Source organism: Mesorhizobium sp. M0698, assembly GCF_040320455.1.
GTDB lineage: Bacteria > Pseudomonadota > Alphaproteobacteria > Rhizobiales > Rhizobiaceae > Mesorhizobium.
The window spans coordinates 414,591-441,421 of record NZ_JAMYPQ010000001.1 but is presented as its reverse complement, the minus strand read 5'-3'; the positions used below and the strand labels follow the sequence as shown (position 1 = coordinate 441,421).

At 62.4% G+C, this 26,831-nt stretch carries 25 protein-coding genes and 1 tRNA gene; 2 read left to right on the top strand and 24 right to left on the bottom strand.

Annotated elements, in window-relative coordinates; all coding sequences use genetic code 11:
• The first annotated feature begins 178 nt into the window (after positions 1-178).
• Positions 179-553, top strand: coding sequence for a hypothetical protein (locus NKI16_RS02245; protein WP_156937337.1), 375 nt, complete (start codon positions 179-181; stop codon positions 551-553).
• Here NKI16_RS02245 and NKI16_RS02240 read toward each other — a convergent pair.
• Together NKI16_RS02240 and NKI16_RS02235 are read right to left on the bottom strand one after the other, a co-directional pair.
• The gene (locus NKI16_RS02240; protein WP_023676607.1) at positions 513-1,895 is read right to left on the bottom strand and encodes a DUF6538 domain-containing protein; all 1,383 of its coding nucleotides are present in this window, start codon (positions 1,893-1,895) and stop codon (positions 513-515) included. The two genes, NKI16_RS02245 and NKI16_RS02240, sit on opposite strands and share 41 nt — an antisense overlap.
• Positions 1,896-2,032: 137 nt before the next feature.
• Positions 2,033-2,117 (bottom strand) — tRNA-Leu (locus NKI16_RS02235).
• Between the two features lie 175 nt (positions 2,118-2,292).
• Between NKI16_RS02235 and lipB the strand changes: the two genes are divergently transcribed.
• On the top strand, positions 2,293-3,036 hold the full coding sequence (gene lipB / locus NKI16_RS02230; protein WP_023676608.1) for a lipoyl(octanoyl) transferase LipB: 744 nt from the start codon (positions 2,293-2,295) through the stop codon (positions 3,034-3,036).
• 387 nt (positions 3,037-3,423) lie between these two features.
• On the opposite strand, the gene NKI16_RS02225 is transcribed toward lipB, so the two are convergent.
• The 22 genes from NKI16_RS02225 to NKI16_RS02120 all read right to left on the bottom strand — a co-directional run bounded on the left by NKI16_RS02225 (position 3,424) and on the right by NKI16_RS02120 (position 26,721).
• On the bottom strand, positions 3,424-4,107 hold the full coding sequence (locus NKI16_RS02225) for an ABC transporter ATP-binding protein (protein WP_023676610.1): 684 nt from the start codon (positions 4,105-4,107) through the stop codon (positions 3,424-3,426).
• Entirely contained in the window at positions 4,104-5,390 is a 1,287-nt protein-coding gene (locus NKI16_RS02220) for a lipoprotein-releasing ABC transporter permease subunit (protein WP_023676611.1), read from the bottom strand. Before NKI16_RS02220 ends, NKI16_RS02225 begins: the two co-directional genes overlap by 4 nt.
• Positions 5,387-6,715 (bottom strand): proline--tRNA ligase, encoded by a 1,329-nt coding sequence (proS, locus tag NKI16_RS02215; RefSeq protein ID WP_352782004.1) that lies wholly within the window; start codon positions 6,713-6,715, stop codon positions 5,387-5,389. Before proS ends, NKI16_RS02220 begins: the two co-directional genes overlap by 4 nt.
• Before the next feature lie 560 nt (positions 6,716-7,275).
• The gene (locus tag NKI16_RS02210; RefSeq protein WP_023676613.1) at positions 7,276-7,560 is read right to left on the bottom strand and encodes a DUF1467 family protein; all 285 of its coding nucleotides are present in this window, start codon (positions 7,558-7,560) and stop codon (positions 7,276-7,278) included.
• Complete coding sequence (gene mce, locus NKI16_RS02205; RefSeq protein WP_023676614.1) at positions 7,557-7,961, bottom strand: methylmalonyl-CoA epimerase; 405 nt, start codon at positions 7,959-7,961, stop codon at positions 7,557-7,559. Before mce ends, NKI16_RS02210 begins: the two co-directional genes overlap by 4 nt.
• A 140-nt stretch (positions 7,962-8,101) precedes the next feature.
• Complete coding sequence (locus NKI16_RS02200) at positions 8,102-9,772, bottom strand: ribonuclease J (RefSeq protein WP_023676615.1); 1,671 nt, start codon at positions 9,770-9,772, stop codon at positions 8,102-8,104.
• 119 nt (positions 9,773-9,891) lie between these two features.
• Positions 9,892-10,713, bottom strand: a complete 822-nt coding sequence (locus NKI16_RS02195; RefSeq protein ID WP_023676616.1) for a biotin--[acetyl-CoA-carboxylase] ligase — start codon at positions 10,711-10,713, stop codon at positions 9,892-9,894.
• Between the two features lie 4 nt (positions 10,714-10,717).
• Positions 10,718-12,154, bottom strand: a complete 1,437-nt coding sequence (nuoN, locus tag NKI16_RS02190; protein ID WP_352782005.1) for an NADH-quinone oxidoreductase subunit NuoN — start codon at positions 12,152-12,154, stop codon at positions 10,718-10,720.
• 18 nt (positions 12,155-12,172) lie between these two features.
• Positions 12,173-13,678: an NADH-quinone oxidoreductase subunit M gene (locus NKI16_RS02185; RefSeq protein WP_023676618.1), complete on the bottom strand. Its 1,506-nt coding sequence runs from the start codon at positions 13,676-13,678 to the stop codon at positions 12,173-12,175.
• Positions 13,678-15,651 carry an NADH-quinone oxidoreductase subunit L gene (gene nuoL, locus NKI16_RS02180; protein WP_023676619.1) on the bottom strand — a complete coding sequence of 658 codons (1,974 nt, stop codon included), beginning with the start codon at positions 15,649-15,651 and terminating at the stop codon, positions 13,678-13,680. The genes NKI16_RS02185 and nuoL overlap by 1 nt, the downstream gene beginning before the upstream one ends.
• Before the next feature lie 10 nt (positions 15,652-15,661).
• On the bottom strand, positions 15,662-15,970 hold the full coding sequence (gene nuoK, locus NKI16_RS02175; RefSeq protein WP_023676620.1) for an NADH-quinone oxidoreductase subunit NuoK: 309 nt from the start codon (positions 15,968-15,970) through the stop codon (positions 15,662-15,664).
• 1 nt (position 15,971) lies between these two features.
• Positions 15,972-16,592: an NADH-quinone oxidoreductase subunit J gene (locus NKI16_RS02170; protein WP_023676621.1), complete on the bottom strand. Its 621-nt coding sequence runs from the start codon at positions 16,590-16,592 to the stop codon at positions 15,972-15,974.
• Positions 16,593-16,710: 118 nt separating this feature from the next.
• A complete protein-coding gene (nuoI, locus tag NKI16_RS02165; RefSeq protein WP_023676622.1) occupies positions 16,711-17,202 on the bottom strand; it encodes an NADH-quinone oxidoreductase subunit NuoI in 492 nt (163 codons plus the stop codon).
• Positions 17,202-18,245 carry an NADH-quinone oxidoreductase subunit NuoH gene (nuoH, locus tag NKI16_RS02160; protein WP_023676623.1) on the bottom strand — a complete coding sequence of 348 codons (1,044 nt, stop codon included), beginning with the start codon at positions 18,243-18,245 and terminating at the stop codon, positions 17,202-17,204. The genes nuoI and nuoH overlap by 1 nt, the downstream gene beginning before the upstream one ends.
• Before the next feature lie 2 nt (positions 18,246-18,247).
• Positions 18,248-20,329, bottom strand: coding sequence for an NADH-quinone oxidoreductase subunit NuoG (nuoG, locus tag NKI16_RS02155; RefSeq protein ID WP_023676624.1), 2,082 nt, complete (start codon positions 20,327-20,329; stop codon positions 18,248-18,250).
• Positions 20,330-20,403: 74 nt separating this feature from the next.
• The gene (locus NKI16_RS02150; protein ID WP_023676625.1) at positions 20,404-21,099 is read right to left on the bottom strand and encodes a helix-hairpin-helix domain-containing protein; all 696 of its coding nucleotides are present in this window, start codon (positions 21,097-21,099) and stop codon (positions 20,404-20,406) included.
• 80 nt (positions 21,100-21,179) lie between these two features.
• Positions 21,180-22,484 (bottom strand): NADH-quinone oxidoreductase subunit NuoF, encoded by a 1,305-nt coding sequence (nuoF, locus tag NKI16_RS02145; protein ID WP_023676626.1) that lies wholly within the window; start codon positions 22,482-22,484, stop codon positions 21,180-21,182.
• A gap of 10 nt (positions 22,485-22,494) precedes the next feature.
• Positions 22,495-23,550: an NADH-quinone oxidoreductase subunit NuoE gene (gene nuoE / locus NKI16_RS02140; protein ID WP_023676627.1), complete on the bottom strand. Its 1,056-nt coding sequence runs from the start codon at positions 23,548-23,550 to the stop codon at positions 22,495-22,497.
• Between the two features lie 434 nt (positions 23,551-23,984).
• Positions 23,985-25,175, bottom strand: coding sequence for an NADH-quinone oxidoreductase subunit D (locus NKI16_RS02135; RefSeq protein ID WP_023676629.1), 1,191 nt, complete (start codon positions 25,173-25,175; stop codon positions 23,985-23,987).
• The gene (locus tag NKI16_RS02130; RefSeq protein WP_023676630.1) at positions 25,176-25,778 is read right to left on the bottom strand and encodes an NADH-quinone oxidoreductase subunit C; all 603 of its coding nucleotides are present in this window, start codon (positions 25,776-25,778) and stop codon (positions 25,176-25,178) included.
• Positions 25,779-25,783: 5 nt separating this feature from the next.
• Positions 25,784-26,365, bottom strand: coding sequence for a NuoB/complex I 20 kDa subunit family protein (locus NKI16_RS02125; protein ID WP_023670824.1), 582 nt, complete (start codon positions 26,363-26,365; stop codon positions 25,784-25,786).
• Positions 26,356-26,721: an NADH-quinone oxidoreductase subunit A gene (locus NKI16_RS02120; protein WP_023676631.1), complete on the bottom strand. Its 366-nt coding sequence runs from the start codon at positions 26,719-26,721 to the stop codon at positions 26,356-26,358. Before NKI16_RS02120 ends, NKI16_RS02125 begins: the two co-directional genes overlap by 10 nt.
• Between the last annotated feature and the right edge of the window lie 110 nt (positions 26,722-26,831).

The window sequence follows — 26,831 nt, the reverse complement described above, 5'->3', positions numbered from 1 at the left end:
TGCCTGCGTCCTCCGATCGGTTTGGTCGGATCGGATGAGGCATTCCGGCCCGCCGACAGCCTGCGGATCGATTCGGTCTCGTGTCCGGTTCAAGGGCATCGACCCGTCTGAGTCCGCTCAGCAATTCATGTGGCCGGATGTGGCTAGCTGCATCTGACAGTGCAGAGTTGCCGCAAGCGTGTTTTCCGATTTCTACGTCGAAGTATCGCCGCTGCACGATGCGGGAGGCAAACCGCTTTTCTCACCTGCGCCTGCTGCCATTATCTCGTCTGTGTCATCGCCGAACAGGAAACAGACGGGACAGACAATGACCTGTGTTCTGCCACAGGTAAGCACTGTTCCTGAGCCCGTGACCTTAGACAGAATTGACCGCGCTCTGGATACGCTCGCCCTAGCTATCCACAAGGCTGGCAACAAAGGACGAGCGTATCTCCCGATTTACGAGCGTCTTGAACGGGAGAAGAAGAAATTGATTGCAGAGATGGGCGCAATGCTGCGCATCCAGGAACGGCTCAAACGATCTCGGGATCGAAAGGCAAAGCAATTTTTTTGAGTTCGTCTCGTCGCCATTGCAACGATCCGCCCGTACCATACTCTACACGCTCTATCGTATGGCCCATCAAGATTTTGCGAAGCTCGCTGTCGATACCTGCCTCCTTCATACGATCCTCGAAACTGTGCCGGAGGGAATAAATCTTGTGCTTCGGTGTCGGGAAAAGTTTGTGTGTTTTAAAGAATTTATTGAGGTTTGCAGAAAGCGCCTCTTCACGATTGCGGTAGCGCGGAAAGCCCTGCGGATTTTTCTTAAAAACTTCCAGCGCGACGCCTACCAGCGGTACATCTCGCACTGACCATTCGGTCTTGATCTCGCGCGGATCATCGGCGTCCTCTCGTGGGGTAATGCGAATATACGGAACCGGCGTGTCAAGGAAGATCACGGTCTCATCAAGATTGCATATCTCGCTTGGGCGTGTGCCTGTCTCGATCAGCGCCAGAACGCAGCGACGCGCTTGAGCATCCAGGGATGCTAAAGCGCCCGGCCTCATGATCTGATCGGTTATCCATTTGGGTTCGAATGACGGCCGTTTACGACGGCGCTTGCCACGCTCCGAAAAGCGGAGGTCATCGAATGGGGTGCCTTTTTGTTCCTCGCCCAAATGAGCGAAATAACGCCTGTAGAGATCCCGCATGTTGCCGAGGTCTCGATTGCCGGCAGACGCCGAATGTGTCGCGGCTCCGATGTCTGGCGGCGGCGCGATGCGCTTGAGCCAGAACCGGTAGAAGGTCAGTCCGTCTTCACGCGTGACGTCGCCGATCGGCTTGTCACCAACCAGGGCAACGAAATTGTTTACGGCTCTCTGCTTTACCTTCTTCCACATTCGGCGCTGCGACTGGCTCTTACCCGCGACTTCATGGGCCATGATCTCATCGGCGTAGAGATCAAAAGCTTTGGAGACTTTGACCGGCGGCACCTGCACCCCGCCGAGGAGAGCGTCGGCGACCGCGGGGGCCGCTTGAACGCGCTCCAGCGCCTCGACACGCTTTAAAATTGAATCGACATTCTGAAAGCCTGCCACCTGTCCATTTGAAAGGTAGGAAACGCCCATGGCTTCAGCCCGGCGAACGGCGTCGCGATACTGATCGAGTGCTGACCTTGTCTCGCCGCCGCAAAGAAGCACCGCCCACAGGGTCTTGTCCGCGTCTTCGAGCTTGTCGCGCATGGCACGTGCGAGGCGGCGTTCGTCCGTTCCCAGGGACTTGCGAATGAACCTGCCGCGATCGTCGATGCCGACCATCTTGGCGGGCATTCGCCGATGATAATAGAAAATTCCGTCGCGCTGGACGAGGTAGCGATCCGGGTCTCTGGCGGGCTCTGCGACGGCCTCTTTTCGCATGGGCCAAACTCGCGATGTATCTCAGTTTGTATCCCAAATTGTATCGCATTTCGGCAAGAACGCCAAGCGCCCTCATCAACGGGTGCTCTGCCGGACTGGAGTTTCAATGGCTTAGATGGCCAAGTTCACGAATTTGATGGTGCGGTCGAGAAGACTCGAACTTCCACGGGTTGCCCCACAGCGACCTCAACGCTGCGCGTCTACCAATTCCGCCACGACCGCACGTGGTAGGAGCCGGAACCAACCGGCCCGCGGCGTGTAGCAAATCGTTTCCGGTGAAACAAGTGCGCGGCCAGCAATAATCGGCCGGACATCGGCATAACTCTTCAAGGGCCGAACGTGCCGGAACTGGACGTTTGTACCGATTGCCGCCATATGAGTGGCGAGACGAGATATCATGACAGAACGCAGCCAGATCGCCACGTCGTTCCTGCCCTTGCCCGGCTCGGCGCCGGTCGAATGGCGCATCGAGCCCGGGCTCACCGCCTATCCCGATGCGCTCGCCGTGATGGAGGCGCGCGCCGAGGCAATCCGCAGCGGCGCCGCCGGCGAGATGGTCTGGCTGGTCGAGCACCCGCCGCTCTACACCGCCGGCACCAGCGCCCGCATCGAGGACCTGATCGAGCCGGACCGTTTCCCGGTCTTTGCCGCCGGGCGTGGCGGCGAATACACCTATCATGGGCCGGGCCAGCGAGTCGCCTACGTCATGCTCGACCTGAAGCGGCGGCGCGAGGATGTCCGCGCCTTCGTCGCCGCACTCGAACAATGGATCATCGGCTCGCTGGCCGCCTTCAACGTACGCGGCGAACGCCGCGAGGACCGCGTCGGCGTCTGGGTGGTTCGGCCGGACCGCCCCGCTTTGCCCGACGGCTCGGCGGCCGAGGACAAGATCGCCGCCATCGGCATCAGGCTGAGGCGCTGGGTGAGCTTTCACGGCATCGCCATCAATGTCGAGCCGGACCTTAGCCATTTCAGCGGCATCGTGCCGTGCGGCGTCCAGCATCACGGCGTCACCAGCCTTGTCGACCTCGGCCTTCCCGTGACCATGGCCGACCTCGACCTGGCGCTGAAATCCGCTTTCGAGGACGTGTTCGGGCCCGCCGCGGTGTCGCCTGTCGAAGTGTCCCGCAAGGCCGGCTGAAACACTCGCCCAATGCCTGCGCCAATATGCGAAGGCGGCCCTCGCTCATCAGCATCGAGCCCGCCCTTGAGCTCAATCCTCACATCGCGCCGATCCAGATTGCCATGGAAATGAGGAACGTGCTCATGCACACCAGCGAGACGACATCCTGAACAAGATCGGTCATAACTCTCTCCTGTTGTTAGTATGTTCGTATTTTGTTCTAATTTTGTTCGAATGTCAACGATCGCAGTCCGGGCGTCACCCGAATTGCGCTCGGTCATTTCGACAGGGTTAAGAAAGGGTTGAGAAGGAGATGCCGAGCGTTTCGGGGCCGACAGGCGCGCGAAAGCGGCGGGACGGCGCACGGCAGCTCGCGGGCCGTCATCGCCTCAATTGCAGCGCACCCTAAAGCGGCACAACCTTGCCGTCGGACAGCGTCACGCGGCGGTCCATGCGCGAGGCGAGCTCGTGATTGTGGGTGGCGATGAGCGCCGCCAGGCCCGATTGCCGGACCAGTGCTGCCAGCGCCTCGAACACATAGGAAGCGGTCACCGGGTCGAGATTGCCGGTCGGCTCGTCGGCCAAAAGCACCAGCGGCGCATTGGCGACGGCACGCGCAATGGCGACCCGCTGCTGCTCGCCGCCGGAGAGCTCGGAGGGGCGATGCTGTGCCCGCTTGCCGATCTGCATATAGTCGAGCAATTGCGCCGCCCGCTCGGCCGCCTCCTTGCGCGGCAGCCCTTTTATCAGCTGCGGCATCATGATGTTTTCCAGCGCAGAAAACTCAGGCAACAAATGATGGAACTGGTAGACGAAGCCGACATCGTTGCGGCGGATCGCCGTGCGCTCGTCGTCGGAAAGCCGGCCGCAGGCGCGCCCCGCCAGGATCACGTCGCCGGCGTCCGGTCGCTCCAGCAGCCCGGCCGTGTGGAGCAGCGTCGACTTGCCGGTGCCCGACGGCGCCACAAGCGCCACCATCTCGCCACGCTTCAGCGAAAAATCGGCGCCGTTCAGGATGGTCAGCTTGCGCGGCCCCTGTACATAATGGCGTTCGACGCTCTTCAGCTCGATAATGGCCTCGGCCATCATTCGTACCTCAGCGCTTCGACCGGATCGAGCCTGGCAGCGCGCCACGCCGGAAACAGTGTCGCCAGGAACGACAGCGCCAAAGCCATGAGAACGACCGAGATCGTCTCGCTGGCATCCATGCGCGCCGGCAGCTGGCTCAGGAAATAAAGCTCGGGATTGAACAGCCGCTCGTTGGCCAGCCAGGAGAAGAACTGGCGGATGCGCTCGACGTTGAGGCAGATCACGATGCCGAGCAGCACGCCGGCGATGGTGCCGACAACGCCGATCGCAGCCCCGGTCATCAGGAAGATGCGCAGGATCGCGCCGCGCGTGGCGCCCATGGTGCGCAGGATGGCGATGTCGTGGCCCTTGTCCTTCACCAGCATGATCAGGCCCGAAATGATGTTGAGCGCCGCCACCAGCACGATCAGCGTCAGGATCATGAACATGACGTTGCGCTCGACCTGCAGCGCGTCGAAAAACGTCTTGTTACGCTCCCGCCAATCGACGAGGGTGATCGGCCGTTGCGACGCCTCTTCGACCTTCGGCTTCAGCGCGTCGATATTGTCGGGATTGTCGGCGTAGATCTCGATCGTCTGCGCCCTGCCGTCCATGTTGAAATAAAGCTGCGCTTCCGAAAACGGCATGTAGACGATGGAGCTGTCATATTCCGACATGCCGACCTCGAAGATCGCGGTTATCGGATAGCCTTTCATGCGCGGCGTCGTGCCGAGCGGCGTGACGTCGCCCTCGGGCGAGATCAGCGTGATGGTATCGCCGAGCACAAGGCCGAGATTCTCGGCCATGCGGCTGCCGATGGCGACTCCCTCGCCGGTGTCGAAGCCGACGATCGAGCCCGCCTTGATGTTGTTGGCGACGATCGTGATCTTGCCGAGATCCTCGCCGCGTATGCCGCGCACCAGCGCGCCGGTGCCGCCGCCGACATTGCCTTGCGCCAGCACCTGCCCGTCGATCAGCGGAATGGCATATTTGACGCCGGGCACGCCGTTGATGCGGCCGGCGACCTGGTCATAGTCCTCCAGCGGCATGTCGAGCGGCTGCACGATCAGGTGCCCGTTGACGCCAAGGATGCGCGTCAGCAGTTCGGCACGAAAGCCGTTCATGACCGCCATGACGACGATCAGCGTGGCCACGCCCAGCATGATGCCGAGGAAGGAGATCGAGGCGATCACCGAGATCACCGTCTCCTTGCGGCGCGAGCGCAGATAGCGCCACGCCACCATGCGCTCGAAGCCGGAAAAGGGTCCTGCCGCCGAAGGTTTGGCTGCTGCCGCTTCACTCATACGGCGGCACCGAAACGCTTTTTCACGTCGCCAATCGGCAGCGTCTCGCGCTCGCCGGTCCTGCGGTTCTTGATCTCGACCTCGCCGGCGGCGACACCACGCGGCCCGACGATCACCTGCCACGGGAGCCCGATCAGGTCGGCGGTGGCGAACTTGCCGCCCGGCCGCTGGTCGGTGTCGTCGTAGAGCACCTCCTTGCCGGCGGCGGCAAAGGCGGCATTCAGCTCGCGGCAGACGCGGTCGCATTCGGCATCGCCAGCCTTCATGTTGATCAGGCCGATGTCGAACGGCGCCACCGCTTCCGGCCAGATGATGCCGTTATCGTCATGGCTGGCCTCGATGATCGCCGCTACCAGCCGCGACGGGCCGATGCCGTAGGAACCGCCAGAGACAAAATGATCCTTGCCGTCCGGGCCGGTCACCTTGGCGCCCATCGGCTTGGAATATTTGTCGCCGAAATGGAAGATATGGCCGACCTCGATGCCGCGCGCCGAGACCTTGTCGCCTTCGGAGAGCTTTTCCCATGCCGCCTCGTCATGCATTTCGTCGGTGGCGGCATAGGGCGTCGTCCACGTCTTGACGATGCCGCCGATCTCGGCGTCGTTCGAAAAATCGGTGTTCGCCCCGGGCACTGCCAGCGAAAGATAGTCGCGATGGCAAAACACCTGGCTCTCGCCGGTGTCGGCCAGGATGATGAACTCATGGCTGAGGTCGCCGCCGATCGGCCCGGTGTCGGCGCGCATCGGAATGGCCTGCAGCCCCATGCGCGTAAACGTCCTGAGATAGGACACGAACATGCGGTTATAGGCGGCCTTGGCGCCTTCATAATCGAGGTCGAAGGAATAGGCGTCCTTCATCAGGAACTCGCGCGAACGCATGACGCCGAAGCGCGGGCGCACCTCGTCGCGAAACTTCCACTGGATGTGATAGAGGTTGAGCGGCAGGTCCTTGTAGGACTTGACATAGGAGCGGAAGATCTCGGTGACCATCTCCTCGTTGGTCGGCCCGTAGAGCATATCGCGGTCTTGCCGGTCCTTGATGCGCAGCATCTCCTTGCCGTAGTCTTCATAGCGGCCACTTTCGCGCCACAGCTCGGCCGATTGGATGGTCGGCATCAGGATTTCGAGCGCGCCGGCGCGATTCTGCTCCTCGCGAATAATCCGGCAGACCTTGTCCAGCACCCGCTTGCCGAGCGGCAGCCAGGAAAAGCTGCCCTGCCCCTGCTGGCGGATCATGCCGGCGCGCAGCATCAGCCGATGCGAGACGATCTCGGCCTCGCGCGGATTTTCTTTGAGAATGGGCAGGAAATAGCGCGACAAACGCATGGACTGGTCCGTGAGAGAGGATGGCGGCGCCGGAATCGGCGCAGCGCAGGCTTGCTTGCCCCGGCTTCATAGCCATTTCATGGCGGAATGGAAACCCGGCCCAGGCGCTGCATAGACGCCGCAATTGCCGCACACGGCTTGCTGGGCGTTTCGCAAGCAACGCCTGCCGTACTATTGTGCACTGCAGCACGAGATTGCCTGTTTCCGGGCAAAATTCTTCGTGACATTTTCACCCGCCTTAGGCTAGTGTGCCCCCATAACCGAGAGGGCGGAGAAAAATCTGCCCTCCTACGCGGTCAAAGTCTTGGGAGGATGCGATCTAGGCGCGGTAACCCGCTGCCGCCGGACACCGGAAACAGATCGGACGCGTTTAAATTGCAAGGCCTCGCGCCTTGCATTTTTTTTGTGCAATCATTTGGTTAGCACGACAGATTACCAAACTACATGACGTTGCGTCAGCCCAAACCCGCCCCGGCCTTTACTTTGGATTGACCTTGCTGGCTCAGCTTGATTTCAGAGCCTCGGCTAGGCTGGGATAGTCGGACACGGTAGGTAGCCGGCTAATGCGCTGGGCTCTGGTTGAAATCCGGCACGATGTGCGGGATGTCGTCGATACCGAGGCCAAGCCCTCTCGTGATGCCGTAGAAGATACCCATGAGGACCAGCGTGACGATCGTCGTGCGCAGCGCCGCGCGCAGCATGTGCGGTCCGCGCGGTGCGCTCGGAACCGTGCCAAGCGTCACGTCCCGATCCTCGTCCTGCGTCCGCATGCTGAACGGCAGGACGGCGAACAACACCACCCACCATGTGGCGAAGAACAGGGCGACAAACGAAACCCAACTCATGCTTGCTCCAGTTCGACCAGCGTGCCGAAGAAATCCTTGGGGTGCAGAAACAATACCGGCTTGCCATGTGCGCCGATCTTCGGATTGCCGTCGCCCAGCACGCGCGCGCCGCTGGCCTTGAGACGGTCGTGCGCCGCAACAATGTCGTCCACCTCATAGCAGACATGGTGCATGCCGCCGGACGGATTCTTCGCGAGGAATGCGGCGATCGGCGAGGCTTCGCCGAGCGGCTCGAGCAACTCGATCCTGGTGTTGCCGACGTCGACGAACACCACCGTAACGCCATGCTCCGGCAGCGCCTGCGGCGCGGTCACGCGAGCGCCAAGCGTATCGCGATAGACCGCCGCAGCCGCGGCCAGATCCGGCACCGCAAGCGCGACATGGTTGAGGCGTCCGAGCATAGCGTACTCCCGGGTTAGGGGAGTAGGGGAGTAAGGCAGTAGGGGAGTAGGGAAAAAAGGATCTAGAAGTGCATCTGTTTGCGCTCCTACCTCCTACTTCCCTACTCCCTTACTGCCCTACTCCCCTACTCCCTTGTTCGTCACCTCGTGACGAACACCGTCACCAGCGGCTTCTTGCCCCAGGCTTCGTTGGCCGCGCCGCGCACCGCGCGCCGCACTGCCTCCTGGACCAGGTCGAGGTCTTTTCGGCGCTGGCGGGGGATGGAGTCCACGGCGCCGATTGCCGCATCGATCATCAGGTCTTCCAGGCTCTCGCCGCTGCCGTCGGCCTCGGCGACGCCGATGGCGACGAGATCGGGATCGCCGGCAAGCTCGTATTTGTCGTCGAGCACGACATTGACGGCGACATGGCCGGCAAAGGACAGCTTGCGGCGGTCGCGAATGCCCATCGCCTGGTCGGTGCCGATCAGCCTTCCGTCCTTGTAGATGCGGCCGAACGGCACCTGGTCGATGATGGCGGCGGCACCCGGATACAGCCTGAGCATGTCGCCGTCGCGCACCTGCGCGACCTGGCCGATGCCGGACGTCGACATCAGCGAGCCCTGCGCCACCAGATGCGCCGCTTCGCCATGCACGGGAACGCCGATCTGCGGCCGCACCCATTCATACATCTTGCGCAATTCGCTGCGGCGTGGATGGCCGGAGACATGCACCAGCGCATCGCCGTCCTCGATGATCTTGATGCCGAGATCGATCAGGCGGTTCTTGATTTCGAGGATCGCCTTCTCGTTGCCGGGAATGGTGCGCGAGGAAAACACCACCGTGTCGCCGGCCGTCAGCGCCACCGACTTCATCTCGTCGCGCGACAGCTTGGCAAGTGCGGCAAGCGGCTCGCCCTGGCTGCCGGTGCAGATGATGACGAGGTTTTCGCGCGGGATGAAGCCGTAATCCTCCTCGGCGATGAATTCCGGCAACCCGTCCATATAGCCGAGTTCATCAGCCACATCGATGACGCGCTTCATCGAGCGGCCAATCACCAGGCACTGGCGGCCGGCATCCCGCGCCGCCTTGGCGATGGAGACGATACGCCCGACATTGGAGGAGAAGCTGGTGACGGCGACCCGGCCCTTGGCGTTCTGGATGACGCTCTTGAGGCCCTCGCCCACCGCCACTTCGGACGGCGATTCCCCTTCCCGCATCGCATTGGTGGAATCGCAGACCAGCGCCAGCACACCCTTGTCGCCATAGGCTCGGAAGCGCGCCTCGTCGGTCATCGGCCCGACCGTCGGCGCCGGATCGATCTTCCAGTCGCCGGTATGGATGACGACGCCGGCCGGCGTCGTGATCGCCAGCGACATCGGTTCGGGAATGGAGTGCGCAACAGGGATGGCCTCGATCTCGAACGGGCCGACGGTGAATTTCTCGCCGGCCCGGTAGATCGTCACCGGGATCTTCGGCGCCCCTTGCTCGCCCTGCCGCTTGGCTTCCAGCAGGCCGGCGCTGAACGGCGTCATCCACACCGGCGCCTTGAGCTTCGGCCAGATGTCGTGGAGCGCGCCGTAATGGTCCTCATGCGCATGGGTGATGACGATGCCGCGCAGATTGGCGACATTCTCCTCGATGAAACGCGTGTCGGGCAGAACCAGGTCGACGCCGGGCAGGGTTGCATCGGGAAAAGTGACGCCGACGTCGACGACGATCCATTCGCGCGCTTTGGCCGGCCCATAGCCGTAGAGGGCGAAGTTCATGCCGATCTCGCCGACACCGCCGAGCGGCACGAAGACAAGTTCGGCGTTTTCCGCTATCGCCATGGTCTTTCCTTCCTTGCCGGTCAAAATTGTGGGCCGGTCAAAATTGTGGGCCGGTCAAAATTGTCGGCCGGTCAAATTCAAGCTGGTCAAATACCTGGCCAGTCAAACGTATTGGCCAGTCAAACGCCGGCCGAGGCAACCGCGCCGAAATGCACGTCGCCGGCGGCGATTGTCAGAACCGAACCTTGATCGTCGCGGATCACGAAACGGCAGTCCTCGTCAATGGTCTCGAAGGTGCCGCGCACCACATTACCGTCAATTCTGACAGCAACCTGCCCGCCAAGCCCCGCCGCACGCGCCAGCCAGCGCCGCCTGACGGCGGCAAGCCCACGCCCTTCGTTCCACAGCCGCGCATTCTCGCTCCAGGCATCCGACAGCGCCAGAAACAGCGTCTCGGCATCGCAAGCAGACCCCAGCGCGCTTAGCGACGTCGCTGGATAAGGCAAATCCTGAGGGTATGCCACCACGTTGACGCCGATACCGACAGCCACCGCCGAACGGTCGCCATCCAGCATCGCCGATTCCAGCAGGATGCCGGCGAGCTTGGCGCCCGAGGCAAGCACATCGTTCGGCCATTTCAGTTCGAAACGGTTCTTGCCTTGGCTCGCACCATCGAGGCCGATCGCGATCCTGCCTTTCGGCACGACGGCGTCGAGCGCGTCGGCCAGCGCCAGTCCGGCAACGAAGCCGAGCGTCGCGGCAAGTCGAAGCTCGGTGTTGGTGATCACCAGCAACGTCGCTGCCAGATTGCCCTCGGGCGTCGCCCAGGCGCGGCCACGGCGGCCACGCCCGGCTTCCTGCTTTTTGGAGACGACCCAGAGTTTGCCCGGATCGCCGGCCCGTGCGTGCTCCAGCGCCAGCGCGTTGGTGGAGCCGACCGTGTCGTGCGCCTCGAGCCGGAACCCGTCCGAAGCCGCGGTTGGGGCCAGCCTGAACGTCATTCCGTTAGAAGAAGGTCTTGGCCGCGGCTGCCGCGTAGGTTCCGATCGGACCGCCGATCAGCACGTAGAACAGCACGAAGGCGCCACAGACACCGAGCACGACGCGCAGTTCGGACGCCATCGGCACGAAGCCGCCGACCGGTTCGTCGAACCACATGATCTTGATGATACGCAGATAATAGTAGGCGCCCACCACAGAGGCGAGCACGCCGATGATCGCCAGCGCGTAGAGGTTGGCATTGATGGCGGCGAGGAACACGTACCATTTCCCCCAGAAGCCGGCGAGCGGCGGGATGCCGGCCAGCGAGAACATCAGGATGGTGAGGATCGTCGCCATGATCGGATTGGTCGCCGACAGGCCGGCGAGATCGCTGATCTGCTCGACATTGCCCTCCTTGCGCCGCATGGCGAGGATGAAGGCGAAGGTGCCGAGCGTCATCACCAGATAGATCAGCATGTAGATGGCGACGCCGCGCACGCCGTCCTGGCTGTTCGCGGCAAGGCCGACCAGCGCATAACCCATATGGCCGATGGAGGAATAGGCCATCAGCCGTTTGATGTTGGTCTGGCCGATGGCCGCAAAGGCGCCAAGCGCCATCGAGGCGATCGAGATGAAGACGATGATCTGCTGCCAGTCGGCGGCGATCGGCTTGAAGGCGCCCATGGTGACGCGCACCATCAGCGCCATCGCCGCCATCTTCGGTGCCGCCGCCAGAAAAGCCGTCACCGGCGTCGGCGCGCCTTCATAGACGTCGGGCGTCCACATATGGAACGGCACCGCCGAGATCTTGAAGGCAAGGCCGGCCAGCACGAAAACCAGGCCGAAGACGAGCCCAAGCTGGCGCTCACCGCCGCTCAGCGCCGTGGCGATCTCCTGGAAGCCGGTGTTGCCGGTGTAGCCGTAGACCAGCGAGATACCGTAAAGGAGCATGCCCGACGACAGCGCGCCAAGGACGAAATACTTCAGCCCGGCCTCGGTCGAGCGCAGATTGTCCCGGTTGATCGCCGCCAGCACGTAGATCGCCAGCGATTGCAGCTCGAGGCCGAGATAGAGCCCGATCATGCCGTTGGCCGAGATCATCAGCATCATGCCGAGCGTGCAGAGCAGGATCAGCACCGGATATTCGAACTTGTCGAAACGCTCCACCTGGGCAAAGCGGACCGACATGACCAGCGTCACCGCCGAGCCGACCAGCGCCAGCACCTTCATGAAGCGGGCGAACGGATCCTGGATGAAGGCTTCGCCATAGGCGTTGCCCTGTCCCGGCGAAAAGACCAGCCAGGCGCCGGCGATCACCAGCACGGCGACGGCAAGGCCGCTCACCGTGACAGTGGTGTTGGCGCGCGAATAGGCGCCGAGCATCAACAGCGCCAAGGCGCCGATGGCGAGGATCAGCTCTGGCGTCGAGAGCGACAGGCTTGAGAGAAGGTCCGGCGTCATGGTTCGCAAAACCCCCAGTCAGTTCGCCGCCGCGGTCTGCGCGGCGCCGATGGATGCGGTGACATTGGTAACGAGCGCCTTGACCGATTCGGCGGTCGCGTCGAAGATCGGCGCCGGATAGACGCCGAAGAAGATGACCAGCGCGACCAGCGGATAGATGATCACCTTCTCGCGCGTCGACAGGTCGAGCAGGCCTTTCAGGCTTTCCTTGGTCAGCGCGCCGAAGATCACCTTGCGGTAGAGCCAGAGCGCATAGGCCGCCGAAAGGATGACGCCGGTGGCGGCGAAGAACGCTACCCAGGTGTTGACCCGGAACACGCCGAGCATGGTCAGGAACTCGCCGACGAAGCCGCTGGTGCCGGGCAGGCCGACATTGGCCATGGTGAAGATCATGAACACGGTTGCATATTTCGGCATGTTGTTGACCAACCCGCCATAGGCGTCGATGTCACGCGTATGCATGCGGTCGTAGACGACGCCGACGCAGAGGAACAGCGCGCCGGAGACCAGGCCGTGCGACAGCATCTGAAAGATCGAACCCTGGACGCCTTCCTGGTTCATCGCGAAGATGCCCATGGTAACGAAGCCCATGTGAGCGACCGACGAATAGGCGATCAGCTTCTTCATGTCCTCCTGCATCAGCGCCACCAGCGAGGTGTAGATGATGGCGACAACGGAGAGCGTGAAGATCAGCGGCGCGAACATTTCGGATGCGATCGGAAACATCGGCAGCGAAAAGCGCAGGAAGCCGTACCCACCCATCTTGAGCAGGATGGCGGCCAGGATCACCGAGCCGGCCGTCGGCGCCTCGACATGCGCGTCCGGCAGCCAGGTGTGCACCGGCCACATCGGCATCTTCACCGCGAAGGACGCGAAGAAGGCAAGCCATAGCCAAGTCTGCATATTGGCCGGGAAGTTGTGGGTCAGAAGCGTCGGGATGTCGGTGGTGCCGGACTGGAAGAACATCGCCATGATGGCGAGCAGCATCAGCACCGAGCCGGCCAGCGTATAGAGGAAGAACTTGAACGAGGCATAGACGCGCCGCTTGCCGCCCCACACGCCGATGATGATGAACATCGGGATCAGGCCGGCTTCGAAGAAGACATAGAACAAGACGATGTCGAGCGCGCAGAACACGCCGATCATCAGCGTCTCGAGCAGCAGGAAGGCGATCATATAGGCCTTGACGCGCTTCTCGATCGATTCCCACGAGGCGAGGATGCAGAGCGGCATCAGGAAGGTGGTCAGGATGACGAACAGCATGGAGATGCCGTCTACGCCCATATGATAGGAGATGCCGGAATCCAGCCAGGCAAACTTCTCGACGAACTGGAAGCCGGGCTGCGAATTGTCGAAGCCGGTCCAGATAAACAGCGAAACCACGAAGGTGAACGCGGTCGTGAACAGCGCGATGGCGCGGATGTTGCGGCGCGCGTTCTCGCTGTCGTCACGCACGAAAAGGATGAGCAGCACACCAACCAGCGGCAGGAAGGTGACCAGCGATAGGATCGGCCAGGCGGTCATCAGAGCATCATCCAGGTGACGAGTGCGGCAACGCCGATCAGCATGGCGAAGGCATAGTGGTAAAGATAGCCGGTCTGCAGCTTGACGACCCGGTTGGTGACGTCGACGACGCGCGCCGAAATGCCGTCCGGCCCGAGCCCGTCGATGACGGTGCCGTCGCCGGTCTTCCACAGGAAGCTGCCGAGGCGCTTTGCCGGCCGCACGAACAGGAAGTCGTAGAGCTCGTCGAAATACCATTTGTTGAGCAGGAAGGCGTAGAGCAGGCGATGGTTGGCGGCGACGCTCCGAGGCATTTCCGGCGCGCGAATATAGAACTGCCAGGCAATCGCAAAGCCGATCAGCATGGCGATGAACGGTGACAGCTCGACCCACAACGGCACTTCGTGGATTTCGTGCAGGATGTGGTTGTCCGGCAGCGTGAACAGCGACGCCTTCCAGAATTCGGCATAGCCCTCGCCGAAGAAGGCGCCGTGGAAGATCACGCCGGCAAACAGCGCGCCCGCCGCCAGGATGAACAGCGGCACCAGCATGACCGGCGGCGATTCATGGACATGGTGCATGACCTCGTGGCTGGCCCGCGGCTCGCCGTGGAAGGTCATGAAGATCAGCCGCCAGGAGTAGAAGGAGGTGAAGCAGGCAGCAATGACCAGCAATATGAAGGCAAACGCGGCGACCGCATTGTGGCCGGCGAAGGCCGCTTCGATGATGGCGTCCTTGGAAAAGAAGCCGGCCGTGCCGATGATCGTTACCGGGATGCCGACACCGGTCAGCGCCAGCGTGCCGATCACCATCATCCAGTACGTTTTCGGAATGAGCGTCCTCAGGCCGCCCATCTTGCGCATGTCCTGCTCGTCGGAGACGGCGTGGATGACCGAGCCCGAGCCGAGGAACAGCAGCGCCTTGAAGAAGGCGTGCGTGAACAGATGGAAGATCGCCGCGCCATAGGCGCCGACGCCGAGCGCCACGAACATGTAGCCGAGCTGCGAACAGGTCGAATAGGCGATGACGCGCTTGATGTCGTTCTGGACGAGACCGACTGTCGCCGCGAAGAAGGCGGTGAAGGCGCCGATGAAAGTGACCACGGTCAATGCCGAATGCGACAGCTCGAACAGCGGCGACAACCGCGCCAGCATGAACACGCCTGCCGTCACCATGGTCGCGGCATGGATCAGTGCCGAGACCGGCGTCGGGCCTTCCATGGCATCCGGCAGCCAGGTGTGAAGCGGCACCTGCGCCGACTTGCCCATGGCGCCCATGAACAGGAGCAGGCAGACAACCGTCATCGCAGCCTGCTTGTCGAGCGCATAGCCGAGGAAGGTCAGCACGGCCGGGCCTTGCGGCGCGCCTTCCGCCGGAATGAACGTCGCCGCATTGGCGAAGATGGTGCCGAGATTGACCGAGCCGAACAGCACGAACACGCCGAATATGCCGAGCGCAAAGCCGAAATCGCCGACGCGGTTGACGACGAAGGCCTTGATCGCAGCCGCATTGGCCGACGGCTTCTTGTACCAGAAGCCGATCAGCAGATAGGAGGCAAGGCCGACGCCTTCCCAGCCGAAGAACATCTGCACGAGGTTGTCGGCCGTCACCAGCATCAGCATGGCGAAGGTAAACAGCGACAGATAGGCGAAGAAGCGCGGCCGGTCCGGATCGTGATGCATGTAGCCGATCGAGTAGATATGGACCAGCGACGACACCGTGTTGACAACTACCAGCATCACCACCGTCAGCGTGTCGATCCTGAGCGCCCAGGACGCCTCCAGCCCGCCCGACTGGATCCAGCGCATCACCGGCACGGTGAACACCTCTCCGCCGCCGAAGCCAACCGAGAAGAAGGCGACCCACGACAGCACGGCCGCGATCACCAGGAAGCCCGAGGTGATGTATTCGGAAGCCTTGGCCCCGAGCGAGGTGCCGAACAGGCCGACGATCAGAAAGCCGAGCAGCGGAAGGAAGACGATGGCCTGATACATGGTGGTTCCGTCAACCCTTCATCATGTTCACGTCTTCGACCGCGATCGAGCCGCGGTTGCGGAAGAAGACGACGAGAATGGCAAGGCCGATCGCCGCTTCGGCCGCCGCGACCGTCAGCACGAACAGTGCGAACACCTGGCCGACCAAATCGCCGAGCGCCGCCGAAAAGGCGACGAAATTGATGTTGACCGCAAGCAGGATCAGCTCGATCGACATCAGGATGACGATGACGTTCCTGCGGTTCAGGAAGATGCCGAACACGCCGAGCGTGAACAGGATCGCCGATACGGTCAGGTAGTGCGCGATGCCGACGACCATCTCAGACTCCTTCGCCCGTCTTGACCTTGCGGATTTCCACTCCGGTTGCCGCCGTGCGGCCGACCTGGGCGGCGATCGACTGCCGCTTGACGCCCGGCTTGTGGCGCAGCGTCAGCACGATGGCGCCGATCATGGCGACCAGCAGCACCAGCCCCGCTACCTGGAAGTAATAGAGGTAATCCGTATAGAGGATGTCGCCGAGCGCTGCCGTGTTCGACCGCGCGGCCAGGTCCGGAATGGGTTTCGCGACCGTCGCCGCCAGTTTCGGCGCGAATGTATAGCCGCCGAGCACCACGATCAGCTCCGCCGCCAGGATCAGCCCGACCAGCGCGCCGATCGGTGCATATTGCAGGGCGCCTTCCTTCATTTCGGCGAAGTCGACGTCGAGCATCATGACGACGAACAGGAACAGCACCAGCACCGCGCCGACATAGACGACGAGCAGGATCATCGCCAGGAACTCGGCGCCGGTCAGCATGAACAGGCCGGCGGCGTTGAAGAAGGTCAGGATCAGGAACAGCACCGAATGCACGGGATTGCGCGCCGAAATGACCATGAACGCCGATGCCACCGCGACAAAGGCGAAGAGGTAGAAAAAGGCCGCCTCTAGTCCACTCAGCATGGGTTCCCCCGGGTTTCCTGTCAGAACAGGACGTTCGTCCTGTTTTTTGCCACCGCCTCCGGTCGGCAAGTTGCGTGTTCCTTAAACCAGGCCCCTCGCCCCGTCCATGCGTCAAATATCAGCGGTAAGGCGCATCCAGCGAGATGTTGCGCGCCAGCTCACGCTCCCAGCGGTCGCCATTGGCCAGGAGCCTGTCCTTGTCGTAATAAAGCTCCTCGCGCGTTTCCGTCGCGAATTCGAAATTCGGCCCCTCGACAATGGCGTCGACCGGGCAGGCTTCCTGGCAGAAGCCGCAATAAATGCATTTCACCATATCGATGTCGTAGCGCACGGTGCGCCGTGTGCCGTCGTTGCGGCGTGGGCCGGCTTCGATGGTGATGGCCTGTGCCGGGCAGATCGCCTCGCACAGTTTGCAGGCGATGCAGCGTTCCTCGCCGTTCGGATAGCGGCGCAGCGCATGTTCGCCGCGGAAGCGCGGGCTGACCGGCCCCTTTTCATGCGGATAGTTGATCGTCTCCTTCGGCGCGAAGAACTGGCGCATCGACAGGAAGAAAGCGCTGACGAAATCCTGCAAAAGCAGTGACTTGGCGGCCTGGGATAATGCTGACATCAGGCAAACCCGGTGAGTTTGAGAAAGGCGGCGGTGGCGACCACCATGAACAGCGAGATCGGCAGGAAGACTTTCCAGCCGAGCCGCATCAGCTGGTCGTAGCGATAGCGCGGCACGAACGCCTTCACCATGGAGAACATGAAGAACACCAGGCAGACCTTGAGCACGAACCAGATGAGCCCCGGCACCCAGGTGAAGGGTGCGAAGTCGAAGGGCGGCAGCCATCCGCCGAGGAACAATATGGTGGCCAGTGCGCACATCAGGACGACGGCGACATATTCGCCGAGGAAGAACAACAGGAACGGCGTCGAGGAATATTCGACCATATGGCCGGCGACGAGTTCCGATTCGGCTTCCACAAGGTCGAAGGGCGGCCGGTTGGTCTCGGCCAACGCCGAGATGAAGAAGACGATGAACATCGGGAACAGCGACAGCCAATGCCAGTCGAGGAAGGTGTTGGGCAGGCCGAGCCGCGTGCCCAGCCCGTCCTGTTGCGACAAGACGATGTCGGACAGGTTGAGCGAGCCGACGCAAAGCAGCACGGTGACGATGACGAAGCCGATCGAGACCTCGTAGGACACCATCTGCGCCGCCGAGCGCAGTGCGCCGAGGAACGGGTATTTCGAATTGGAGGCCCAGCCGCCCATGATGACGCCATAGACCTCGAGCGAGGAGATGGCGAAGACATAGAGGATGCCGACATTGACGTTGGCGATCGCCCAGCCTTCATTGACCGGTATGACTGCCCAGGCGGAGATCGCCAGCACCGCCGACACCAAAGGCGCCAGCAGGAAAACGCCCTTGTTGGCGCCGGACGGGATGACCGGCTCCTTGAAGACGAATTTCAGCAGATCGGCGAAGGCCTGCAGTGTGCCCCATGGGCCAACGACATTCGGGCCTCGGCGCAATTGCACCGCCGCCCAGATCTTGCGGTCGGCGTAAAGCACATAGGCGACGAAGATCAACAGAACGACGATCAGCACGACCGACTTCAAAAGGATCAGCAGCGCCGGCAGCACGTAGAAGGAGAAGAAGGTGTCCATGTCTACTCCGCCGCCTGCCTGAAGCCGTTCTTCGCCAAAGCCGAGCATTCGGCCATCACCGCGGAAGCCCGCGCGATCGGGTTGGTCAGGTAGAAATCCTTGACCGGCGAGGTGAAGGTGCCCTTGTTCAGCCGCCCGCCGAGCTTGGCAACCCTGGCGATGTCGGCCGGGTCGCCGGCCGCGACATGGTCGATGCGGGCAAGATGCGGGTATTCCGCATAGAGCTTTGCGCGTAGCTGCGGCAGCGAATCGAACGGTAGCTTCTTGCCGAGCACATCCGACAGTGCCCGAAGGATCGCCCAGTCTTCGCGCGCCTCGCCGGGCGCGAAGCCGGCCCGGTTGGTCTGCTGCACGCGGCCTTCGGTGTTGACGAAGGTGCCCGACTTCTCGGTATAGGCGGCTCCCGGCAGGATGACGTTGGCGCGGTGTGCGCCCTTGTCGCCATGCGTGCCGATATAGACGACGAAAGCGCCGCCGGTCTTGGCCATATCGATTTCGTCGGCGCCGAGCAGGAACAGCACATCGGTCTCGCCCAGCATGCCGGCGACGTTCCTGCCGCCCTCGCCCGGCACAAAGCCGACATCGAGGCCGCCGACGCGTGCCGCGGCGGTGTGCAGCACGGCAAAGCCGTTCCAGTCGGCCCTAGCGGCATTGACGGCGACGGCGAGCTTCGCCGCCTGGCCGAGCACGGCCGCCCCGTCCGGACGCGCCAGCGCACCCTGGCCGACGATGATCAGCGGATGCGTCGCCTTCTTCAGCAGCTGGAAGAACTTGCCGTTACCGTCGGCCAGATCCTTCAGCGATTCCGGCCCGGCGCCGAGCTGCTCGTAATCATAGCGCGTATCGCCGACATCGCCGATGACGCCGACCGGCAGATTGCCGGCCCGCCAGCGCTTGCGGATGCGGGCGTTGAGCAAGGATGCCTCGAAGCGCGGATTGGCGCCGATGATCAGCACCGCATCGGCCTGTTCGATGCCTTCGATGGTCGGGTTGAAGACATAGCTCGCCCGGCCGAGCGACGGATCGAGTGCGGCGCCGTCCTGGCGGCAGTCGGTGTTCTTCGAGCCGAGCGAAGCCATCAGAAGCTTCAGCGCGTAGATCTCCTCGACGGCTGCGAGATCGCCGGCAATGGCACCGATCTTTTCGGGTGCCGCATTCGACACCGCTTCCTTGATCGCGGCAAAAGCCTCGGCCCAGCTTGCCGGGGCCAGTCTGCCGTCCTTGCGCACATAGGGGCGGTCGAGGCGCTGCGTGCGCAAACCGTCCCAGATGAAGCGGGTCTTGTCGGAAATCCACTCCTCGTTCACCGCCTCGTTGGTACGCGGCAGGATGCGCATCACTTCGCGGCCTCGGCTATCGACTCGGATCGCCGAGCCGACAGCGTCCATCACGTCGATGGATTCGGTCTTGGTCAGTTCCCACGGCCGTGCCTGGAAGGCGTAGGGTTTGGAGGTCAGCGCACCGACCGGGCAAAGGTCGATGACATTGCCCTGCAGTTCCGAAGTCATCGCGCTTTCGAGATAGGTGGTGATCTCGGCATCCTCGCCGCGGCCGATCAGGCCGAGCTCGGATATGCCCGCAATCTCGGTGGTGAAGCGGACGCAGCGCGTGCAATGGATGCAGCGGTTCATGATCGTCTTGACCAGCGGCCCGATATACTTGTCTTCGACCGCCCGCTTGTTCTCATGGTAGCGCGAGGAATCGACTCCGAACGCCATCGCCTGGTCCTGCAGGTCGCACTCGCCGCCCTGGTCGCAGATCGGGCAGTCCAGCGGATGGTTGATCAGCAGGAATTCCATCACGCCTTCGCGCGCCTTCTTGACCATCGGCGTGTTGGTGAAGATTTCCGGCGGCTCGCCGTTCGGGCCGGGGCGCAGGTCGCGCACGCCCATGGCGCAGGATGCCTGCGGCTTGGGCGGGCCGCCCTTCACCTCAATTAGGCACATGCGGCAATTGCCGGCGATCGACAGCCGCTCGTGGAAGCAGAAGCGCGGCACTTCCGCGCCGGCGTCCTCGGCCGCCTGCAGCAGCGTGTAATGGTCGGGTACAGTGATCTCTTTCCCGTCGACCTTGAGCTTTGCCATTTCGCCTCAAACCCCTGCGGACGTTCCGCAATCTTTCCTTCCGGGCGCAGCCGAGACCGCGCACGATATTGAATTCACTTTTTGGCCCCGGCCAACGCGGCCGCCTGACCGATCCAGCCGTCACGGCCGATGCGGCCCTTCAACGACAGGTAATCTTCGACCCAGGCGATCTCTTGCGGCGTCCACGCGGCGATCTGGGCGTATGTCCAAATGCCAAGGCCGTTCAGCACCTTTTCCAGTTTCGGCCCGATGCCCGATATCGCCTTGAGGTCGGCGGGCTTGGCTGGCCGATCCATCGGCTTGGGCTGCTTGAAATCCTCCGGCATCAGCCCGGCCGACGCATCCGCTGCAACGGTGCTGCCATTCGCCAAGCTCCGCGCAGCGGTGCTCGTCGCAATATCGGTCACATCGTTGGCGAAGGACTGCGCTTCGGCAATCAGGGTTTTGGTCGCCGCGCGCGCCTTTATCGATGAGCTTTTGCCGGTCGCGGAAACGCGTTCCATTCGCGCCTCGAAATCCTCGGCGACTGGCTGCCAAAGCCGCTGCGAGGTCTCGGCCGCGCCTGAAAGCACGCCCATCCAGATGCCAAAGGCGTGGTTGGCAAGGCCGATGCCGAGTGCCGTCATCGCCGCCGCGCCCGCGACAGGATGCGCCAGGAGATTGACGGCATTGGCCATCTCCTTCGGCATCATCCTGGTCAGATCCTGGTTCATCTTCAACAACGGGTCCATATCGGGCGTAAAATCGTCGGGTGTCGAAAACAGCGACATAGGTGGTCTCCTGGTCGTTTCCGTCTGCCCCGCGCTCGTTTCCTCGTTTCGGGCATTCGCCCGCAATTTTTTGAATTCTTCTATTCCGCCGCCGCCAGCACCGGTTCGGCGCGATGTGCGTTGCGCGAAAACTCGTCGATGCGCCGCTCCACCTCGCCGCGGAAATGCCGCATCAGGCCCTGGATCGGCCATGCTGCCGCATCGCCCAGCGCACAGATCGTGTGGCCCTCGACCTGCTTCGTCACGTCGAGCAGCATGTCGATCTCGCGCTTCTGCGCCTCACCGCGCACCAGCCGTTCCATCACCCGCCACATCCAGCCGGTGCCCTCACGGCAGGGCGTGCACTGGCCGCAGCTCTCGTGCTTGTAGAAATAGGACAGCCGCGCGATCGCTTTCACGATATCGGTCGATTTGTCCATGACGATGACAGCCGCCGTGCCGAGGCCCGATTTCAGGTCGCGCAGCGCGTCGAAATCCATCGGCGCGTCGATGATCTGCTCGGCCGGCACCAGCGGCACCGAGGCGCCGCCCGGAATGACCGCCAGCAGATTGTCCCAGCCGCCGCGAATGCCGCCGCAATGCGTCTCGATCAGCTCGCGGAACGGGATCGACATCGCCTCTTCGACCGTGCACGGATTGTTGACGTGGCCGGAGATGCAGAACAGCTTGGTGCCGACATTGTTGGGCCGGCCGAAGGACGAGAACCAGGCGGCACCGCGGCGCAGGATGGTCGGCGCGACAGCGATGGACTCGACATTGTTGACTGTCGTCGGGCAGCCATAGAGGCCGACATTTGCCGGAAATGGCGGCTTCAGCCGCGGCTGGCCCTTTTTGCCCTCGAGGCTTTCGAGCAGCGCCGTCTCCTCGCCGCAGATATAGGCGCCGGCGCCGTGATGCATGTAGATGTCGAAATCGTAGCCGGATGTGTTGTTCTTGCCGATCAGCTTGGCCGCATAGGCCTCGTCGATGGCGCGCTGCAGCGCCTCGCGCTCGCGGATGAACTCGCCGCGCACATAGATGTAGGCTGCGACCGCGCCCATGGCGAAGCCGGCAAGCAGGCAGCCTTCGACCAGCGTGTGCGGGTCGTGGCGCAGTATGTCGCGGTCCTTGCAGGTACCGGGCTCGGACTCGTCGGCATTGACGACGAGATAGCTCGGCCGGCCGTCGCTTTGTTTGGGCATGAACGACCATTTGAGCCCGGTCGGGAAACCGGCACCGCCGCGGCCGCGCAGGCCCGATGCCTTCATCTCGTTGACGATCCACTCGCGCCCCTTGGCAACGATGCCGGGCGTGTTGTCCCAGGCGCCGCGCGCCATGGCGCCGGCCAGCGACTTGTCGAAGCGGCCGTAGATGTTGTTGAAGATGCGGTCTCTGTCCTGAAGCATTGCTCGTTCCTCAGACCGGCTTCTTGCCGGTCGGCCGGCTCTTGTTTCCGGGCGACGGCTTGGCCGCCTTGGCGACAGCCTTCGCCGGTTTAACCTTGGCCTCCGGCGCCTTGAAGGCAGACGCCGGCTCGGCCTTGTTCTTGGGGCCCTTGCGCTGTTTCGAGACGTCCTCGACCTGCGGCTCGGCCTTATTGGCATTGGCGGCCGAATGCAGAGGCGCTGCGACGCTCGCCGCCTTCTCCACCGCGGGCGCGACTTTTGTCGCCGACGGCGATTTCAGCGCCGGGCTGGTCTCGACCGCATCGGTTTTCGGCTTGCTGGCATTCGAGGGCGCAACCGGCGCCGCAGGAGCAGCTGGCGGAACTGATGCTGCGGCGGCAGCCGCCGGCTCTGCATCCTTGGCGGCCTTGGCCGCCGCCCTGGTTTCCCGGTCGCGGGTCGCCTTGAGGATCGCCTTTTCGCTCTTGAGGGTCGTCAGGCCGCTGGCCGGCTCCGAGGTGATGCGGCCGTTTTGCGGTCCTGGCGTCACCGAAGCACCTTTGCCGGCGTCATAGAGGTCGATGATCTCGGCAAACCGCTCCGGCGTCAAATCCTCAAAAGTATCCCTAAAGATCATCACCATCGGTGCGTTGACGCAGGCGCCGAGGCACTCGACCTCCTCCCACGACAGCGTGCCCTTGTCATTGGTGTGAAACTGGTCGTGATGGATCTTCGAGCGGCACACATCCATCAGCGCTTCCGAGCCGCGCAGCATGCAGGGCGTGGTGCCGCAGACCTGGATATGAGCGCGGCTGCCGACCGGATTGAGCTGGTATTGCGTATAGAAGGTGGCGACTTCCAGCCCACGGATATAGGGCATGTCGAGCATGTCGGAGATCGTCTCGATCGCCGCCTTGGTCACCCAGCCTTCCTGTTCCTGCGCCAGCATCAGCAAGGGGATGACCGCGGATTGCTCGCGCCCCTTCGGATATTTCTTGATCCACTGCTTCGCCGCCGCCGCATTCGCCCGGTTGAAGGCGAAGGAGGCTGGCTGGAGGCTGGCTTCTGCGAGACGGCGGACTGACATTACGATTTCGCTTCTATGTTTCTACTGATTAGAGCTGTAGGCGCGATAGCAATCCTCGGATCGCCCCAAAACGCATACGAACTCTTCATTTCCACGCTTCAGGCGGATGTATCCGTCATAGCGGCTATACACCCAAGCTATTGGCTTGCAACGATATTCTTCGGGGATCAATGACGCTACGAGGTTGTCATGAACCGCGCAGTTGGACGATGTCGACGGCCGGCCATGGACAAGAATGCCCTCATCCATTGCTGGGGTCTGGGTGCTCAAGCCACGGACTGTAAGCAGATCGCCTTCTGCAATAAGCTTGAACCCCTCTTTGAGAAGATCGGTTGACGAGAGACCCTCACCGGACCCAGCAAGCGACACTTCAGCGGAAGCCGCAAGGCATGCCGCGGCCAGAAACGCCTTTGACGGTCGAGCCATTCCCATCATCACCGATCGACCTCACCAAACACGATATCGAGGGAACCAAGCACAGCGGTGACGTCGGCCAGCATGTGGCCGCGGCACAGGAAATCCATGGCCTGGAGATGGGCAAAACCCGGCGCGCGCAGCTTGCAGCGATAGGGCTTGTTGGTGCCGTCGGAGACCAGATAGACGCCGAACTCGCCCTTCGGCGCCTCGACGGCGGCATAGACCTCGCCGGCCGGCACGCGGTAGCCTTCGGTGTAGAGCTTGAAGTGATGGATCAGCGCTTCCATCGAGCGCTTCATCGCCGCGCGCTTCGGCGGCACCACCTTGCCGTCGAGGTTGGACACCGGCCCGCTGCCCTCCTTACCGAGCAACAGGTCGACGCATTGGCGCATGATCTTGGCCGACTGGCGCATCTCTTCCATGCGCACCAGATAGCGGTCGAAACAGTCACCGTTCTTGCCGATCGGAATGTCGAAATCCATCTCGGCGTAACATTCATAGGGCTGCGATTTGCGCAGGTCCCAGGGTGCACCCGAGCCGCGCACCATGACGCCGGAAAAACCCCAGGCCCAGGCGTCGGCCAGAGACACCGTCGCGATGTCGACATTGCGCTGCTTGAAGATGCGGTTGCCGGTCAAGAGTGAGTCGAGGTCGTCGAGCGATTTCAGGAACGGGTCGATCCAGCTGCCGATGTCCTCGATCAGCTTCTGCGGCAGGTCCTGATGCACGCCGCCGGGGCGGAAATAGGCCGCGTGCATGCGCGAGCCGCTGGCACGCTCATAGAACACCATCAGCTTTTCGCGTTCGACGAAGCCCCACAGCGGCGGCGTCAGCGCGCCGACATCCATCGCCTGCGTCGTCACGTTGAGGATGTGCGACATGATGCGGCCGATTTCCGAATAGAGCACTCGGATCAACTGGCCGCGCTTCGGCACCTCGATGCCGAGCAGCCGCTCGGCGGCGAGCGCAAAGGCGTGCTCCTGGTTCATCGGCGCGCAATAATCGAGCCGGTCGAGATAGGGCACGGCCTGCAGATAAGTCTTGGCCTCGATCAGCTTTTCCGTGCCGCGGTGCAACAGCCCGATATGCGGATCGACGCGATCGACGACTTCGCCGTCAAGCTCCAGCACGAGGCGCAAAACGCCATGCGCCGCAGGGTGTTGCGGGCCAAAATTGATGTTGAAGTTGCGAACGGAGGTTTCAGCCATTTACTGCTTTGCCTTTTCATCCCCCGGAAGCACGTAATCCGTACCTTCCCACGGAGACAGAAAATCGAAATTGCGGAATTCCTGCTTGAGCTCCACCGGCTCGTAGATGACGCGCTTGGCTTCGTCGTCGTAACGCACCTCGACGAAGCCGGTCAGCGGAAAGTCCTTGCGCAGCGGATGGCCTTCAAAGCCGTAATCGGTCAAAATCCGCCGCAGATCCGGATGGCCTGAAAATAGCACGCCGTAGAGATCGTAGGTCTCGCGCTCGAACCAGTCGGCGCCGGGATAAATCCCGGTGATCGACGGCACCAGCGTCTCTTCGTCGGCCTGGACCTTGATGCGGACGCGGATATTCTGTCTCGGCGACAGCAGGTGATAGACCACGTCGAAGCGCTTTGCGCGCGATGGATAATCGGCGCCGCAAACGTCGATGATCGAAATGAACTGGCACTTCGGGTCGTCGCGCAGGAAGGTCACCACCTCGATCAGGTCGCGCGGCTCGACCGAGATGGTGAGTTCGCCATAGGCGAGCACCGCCACGCCGATCCGGCCGATCAGCTTCTCGCCGAGATAGGTCGAGAGGTCATTCAACGCCTGGGTCATGCCGCTCACCGCTCGATCGTGCCGGTGCGGCGGATCTTCTTCTGCAGCAGAAGGATACCGTAGAGCAGCGCTTCGGCGCTCGGCGGGCAGCCGGGCACGTAGATGTCGACCGGCACGATGCGGTCGCAGCCCCGCACCACCGAATAGGAATAATGATAATAGCCGCCGCCATTGGCGCAGGAGCCCATCGAGATGACGTAGCGCGGCTCCGGCATCTGATCGTAGACCTTGCGCAGCGCCGGCGCCATCTTGTTGGTCAGCGTGCCGGCGACGATCATGATGTCGGACTGGCGCGGGGACGCGCGCGGCGCGACACCGAACCTCTCCGAGTCATAGCGCGGCATCGACGTATGGATCATCTCGACCGCGCAGCAGGCGAGACCGAAGGTCATGAACATCAACGAGCCGCTGCGCGCCCAGGTGATGAGCGCCTCGGTCGAGGTGACGAGAAAGCCCTTGTCGGCGAGCTCGTTGTTGATCTCCAGGAAGAATGGATCGTCGGACCCGACCGGCCTGCCGGTGTTGGGGTCGATGAGGCCCTTGGGCTTCGGCGCGACGAGCGTGCCGGAACTGTCGTTCAATCCCATTCCAGCGCTCCTTTTTTCCATTCATAGGCAAAGCCGATGGTCAGCACCGCCAAAAACACCATCATCGACCAGAAACCGAGCATGCCGATCTGGCTGAACGACACCGCCCAAGGAAACAGGAAGGCCACCTCCAGATCGAAGATGATGAACAGGATCGACACCAGGTAGAAGCGGATATCGAACTTCATGCGGGCGTCGTCGAACGAGTTGAAGCCGCACTCATAGGCGGAAAGCTTTTCCGGATCGGGGTTGCGGTAGGCCACCAGGAACGGTGCAGCGAGCAGCGCCAGCCCGACGATCAGCGCCACGCCGATGAACAGGACGATGGGCAGGTACGAACCTAAAAGTGCGTTCATGCTGCAGTTTCCGTTGGCGGCCAATCCACTCTGATTACAGCACCGGACCCACTTGCGGAAGCGTGACAGTTTAACCACTGAACCGTTTTAAGGGGGCTCTATGCTGCAAC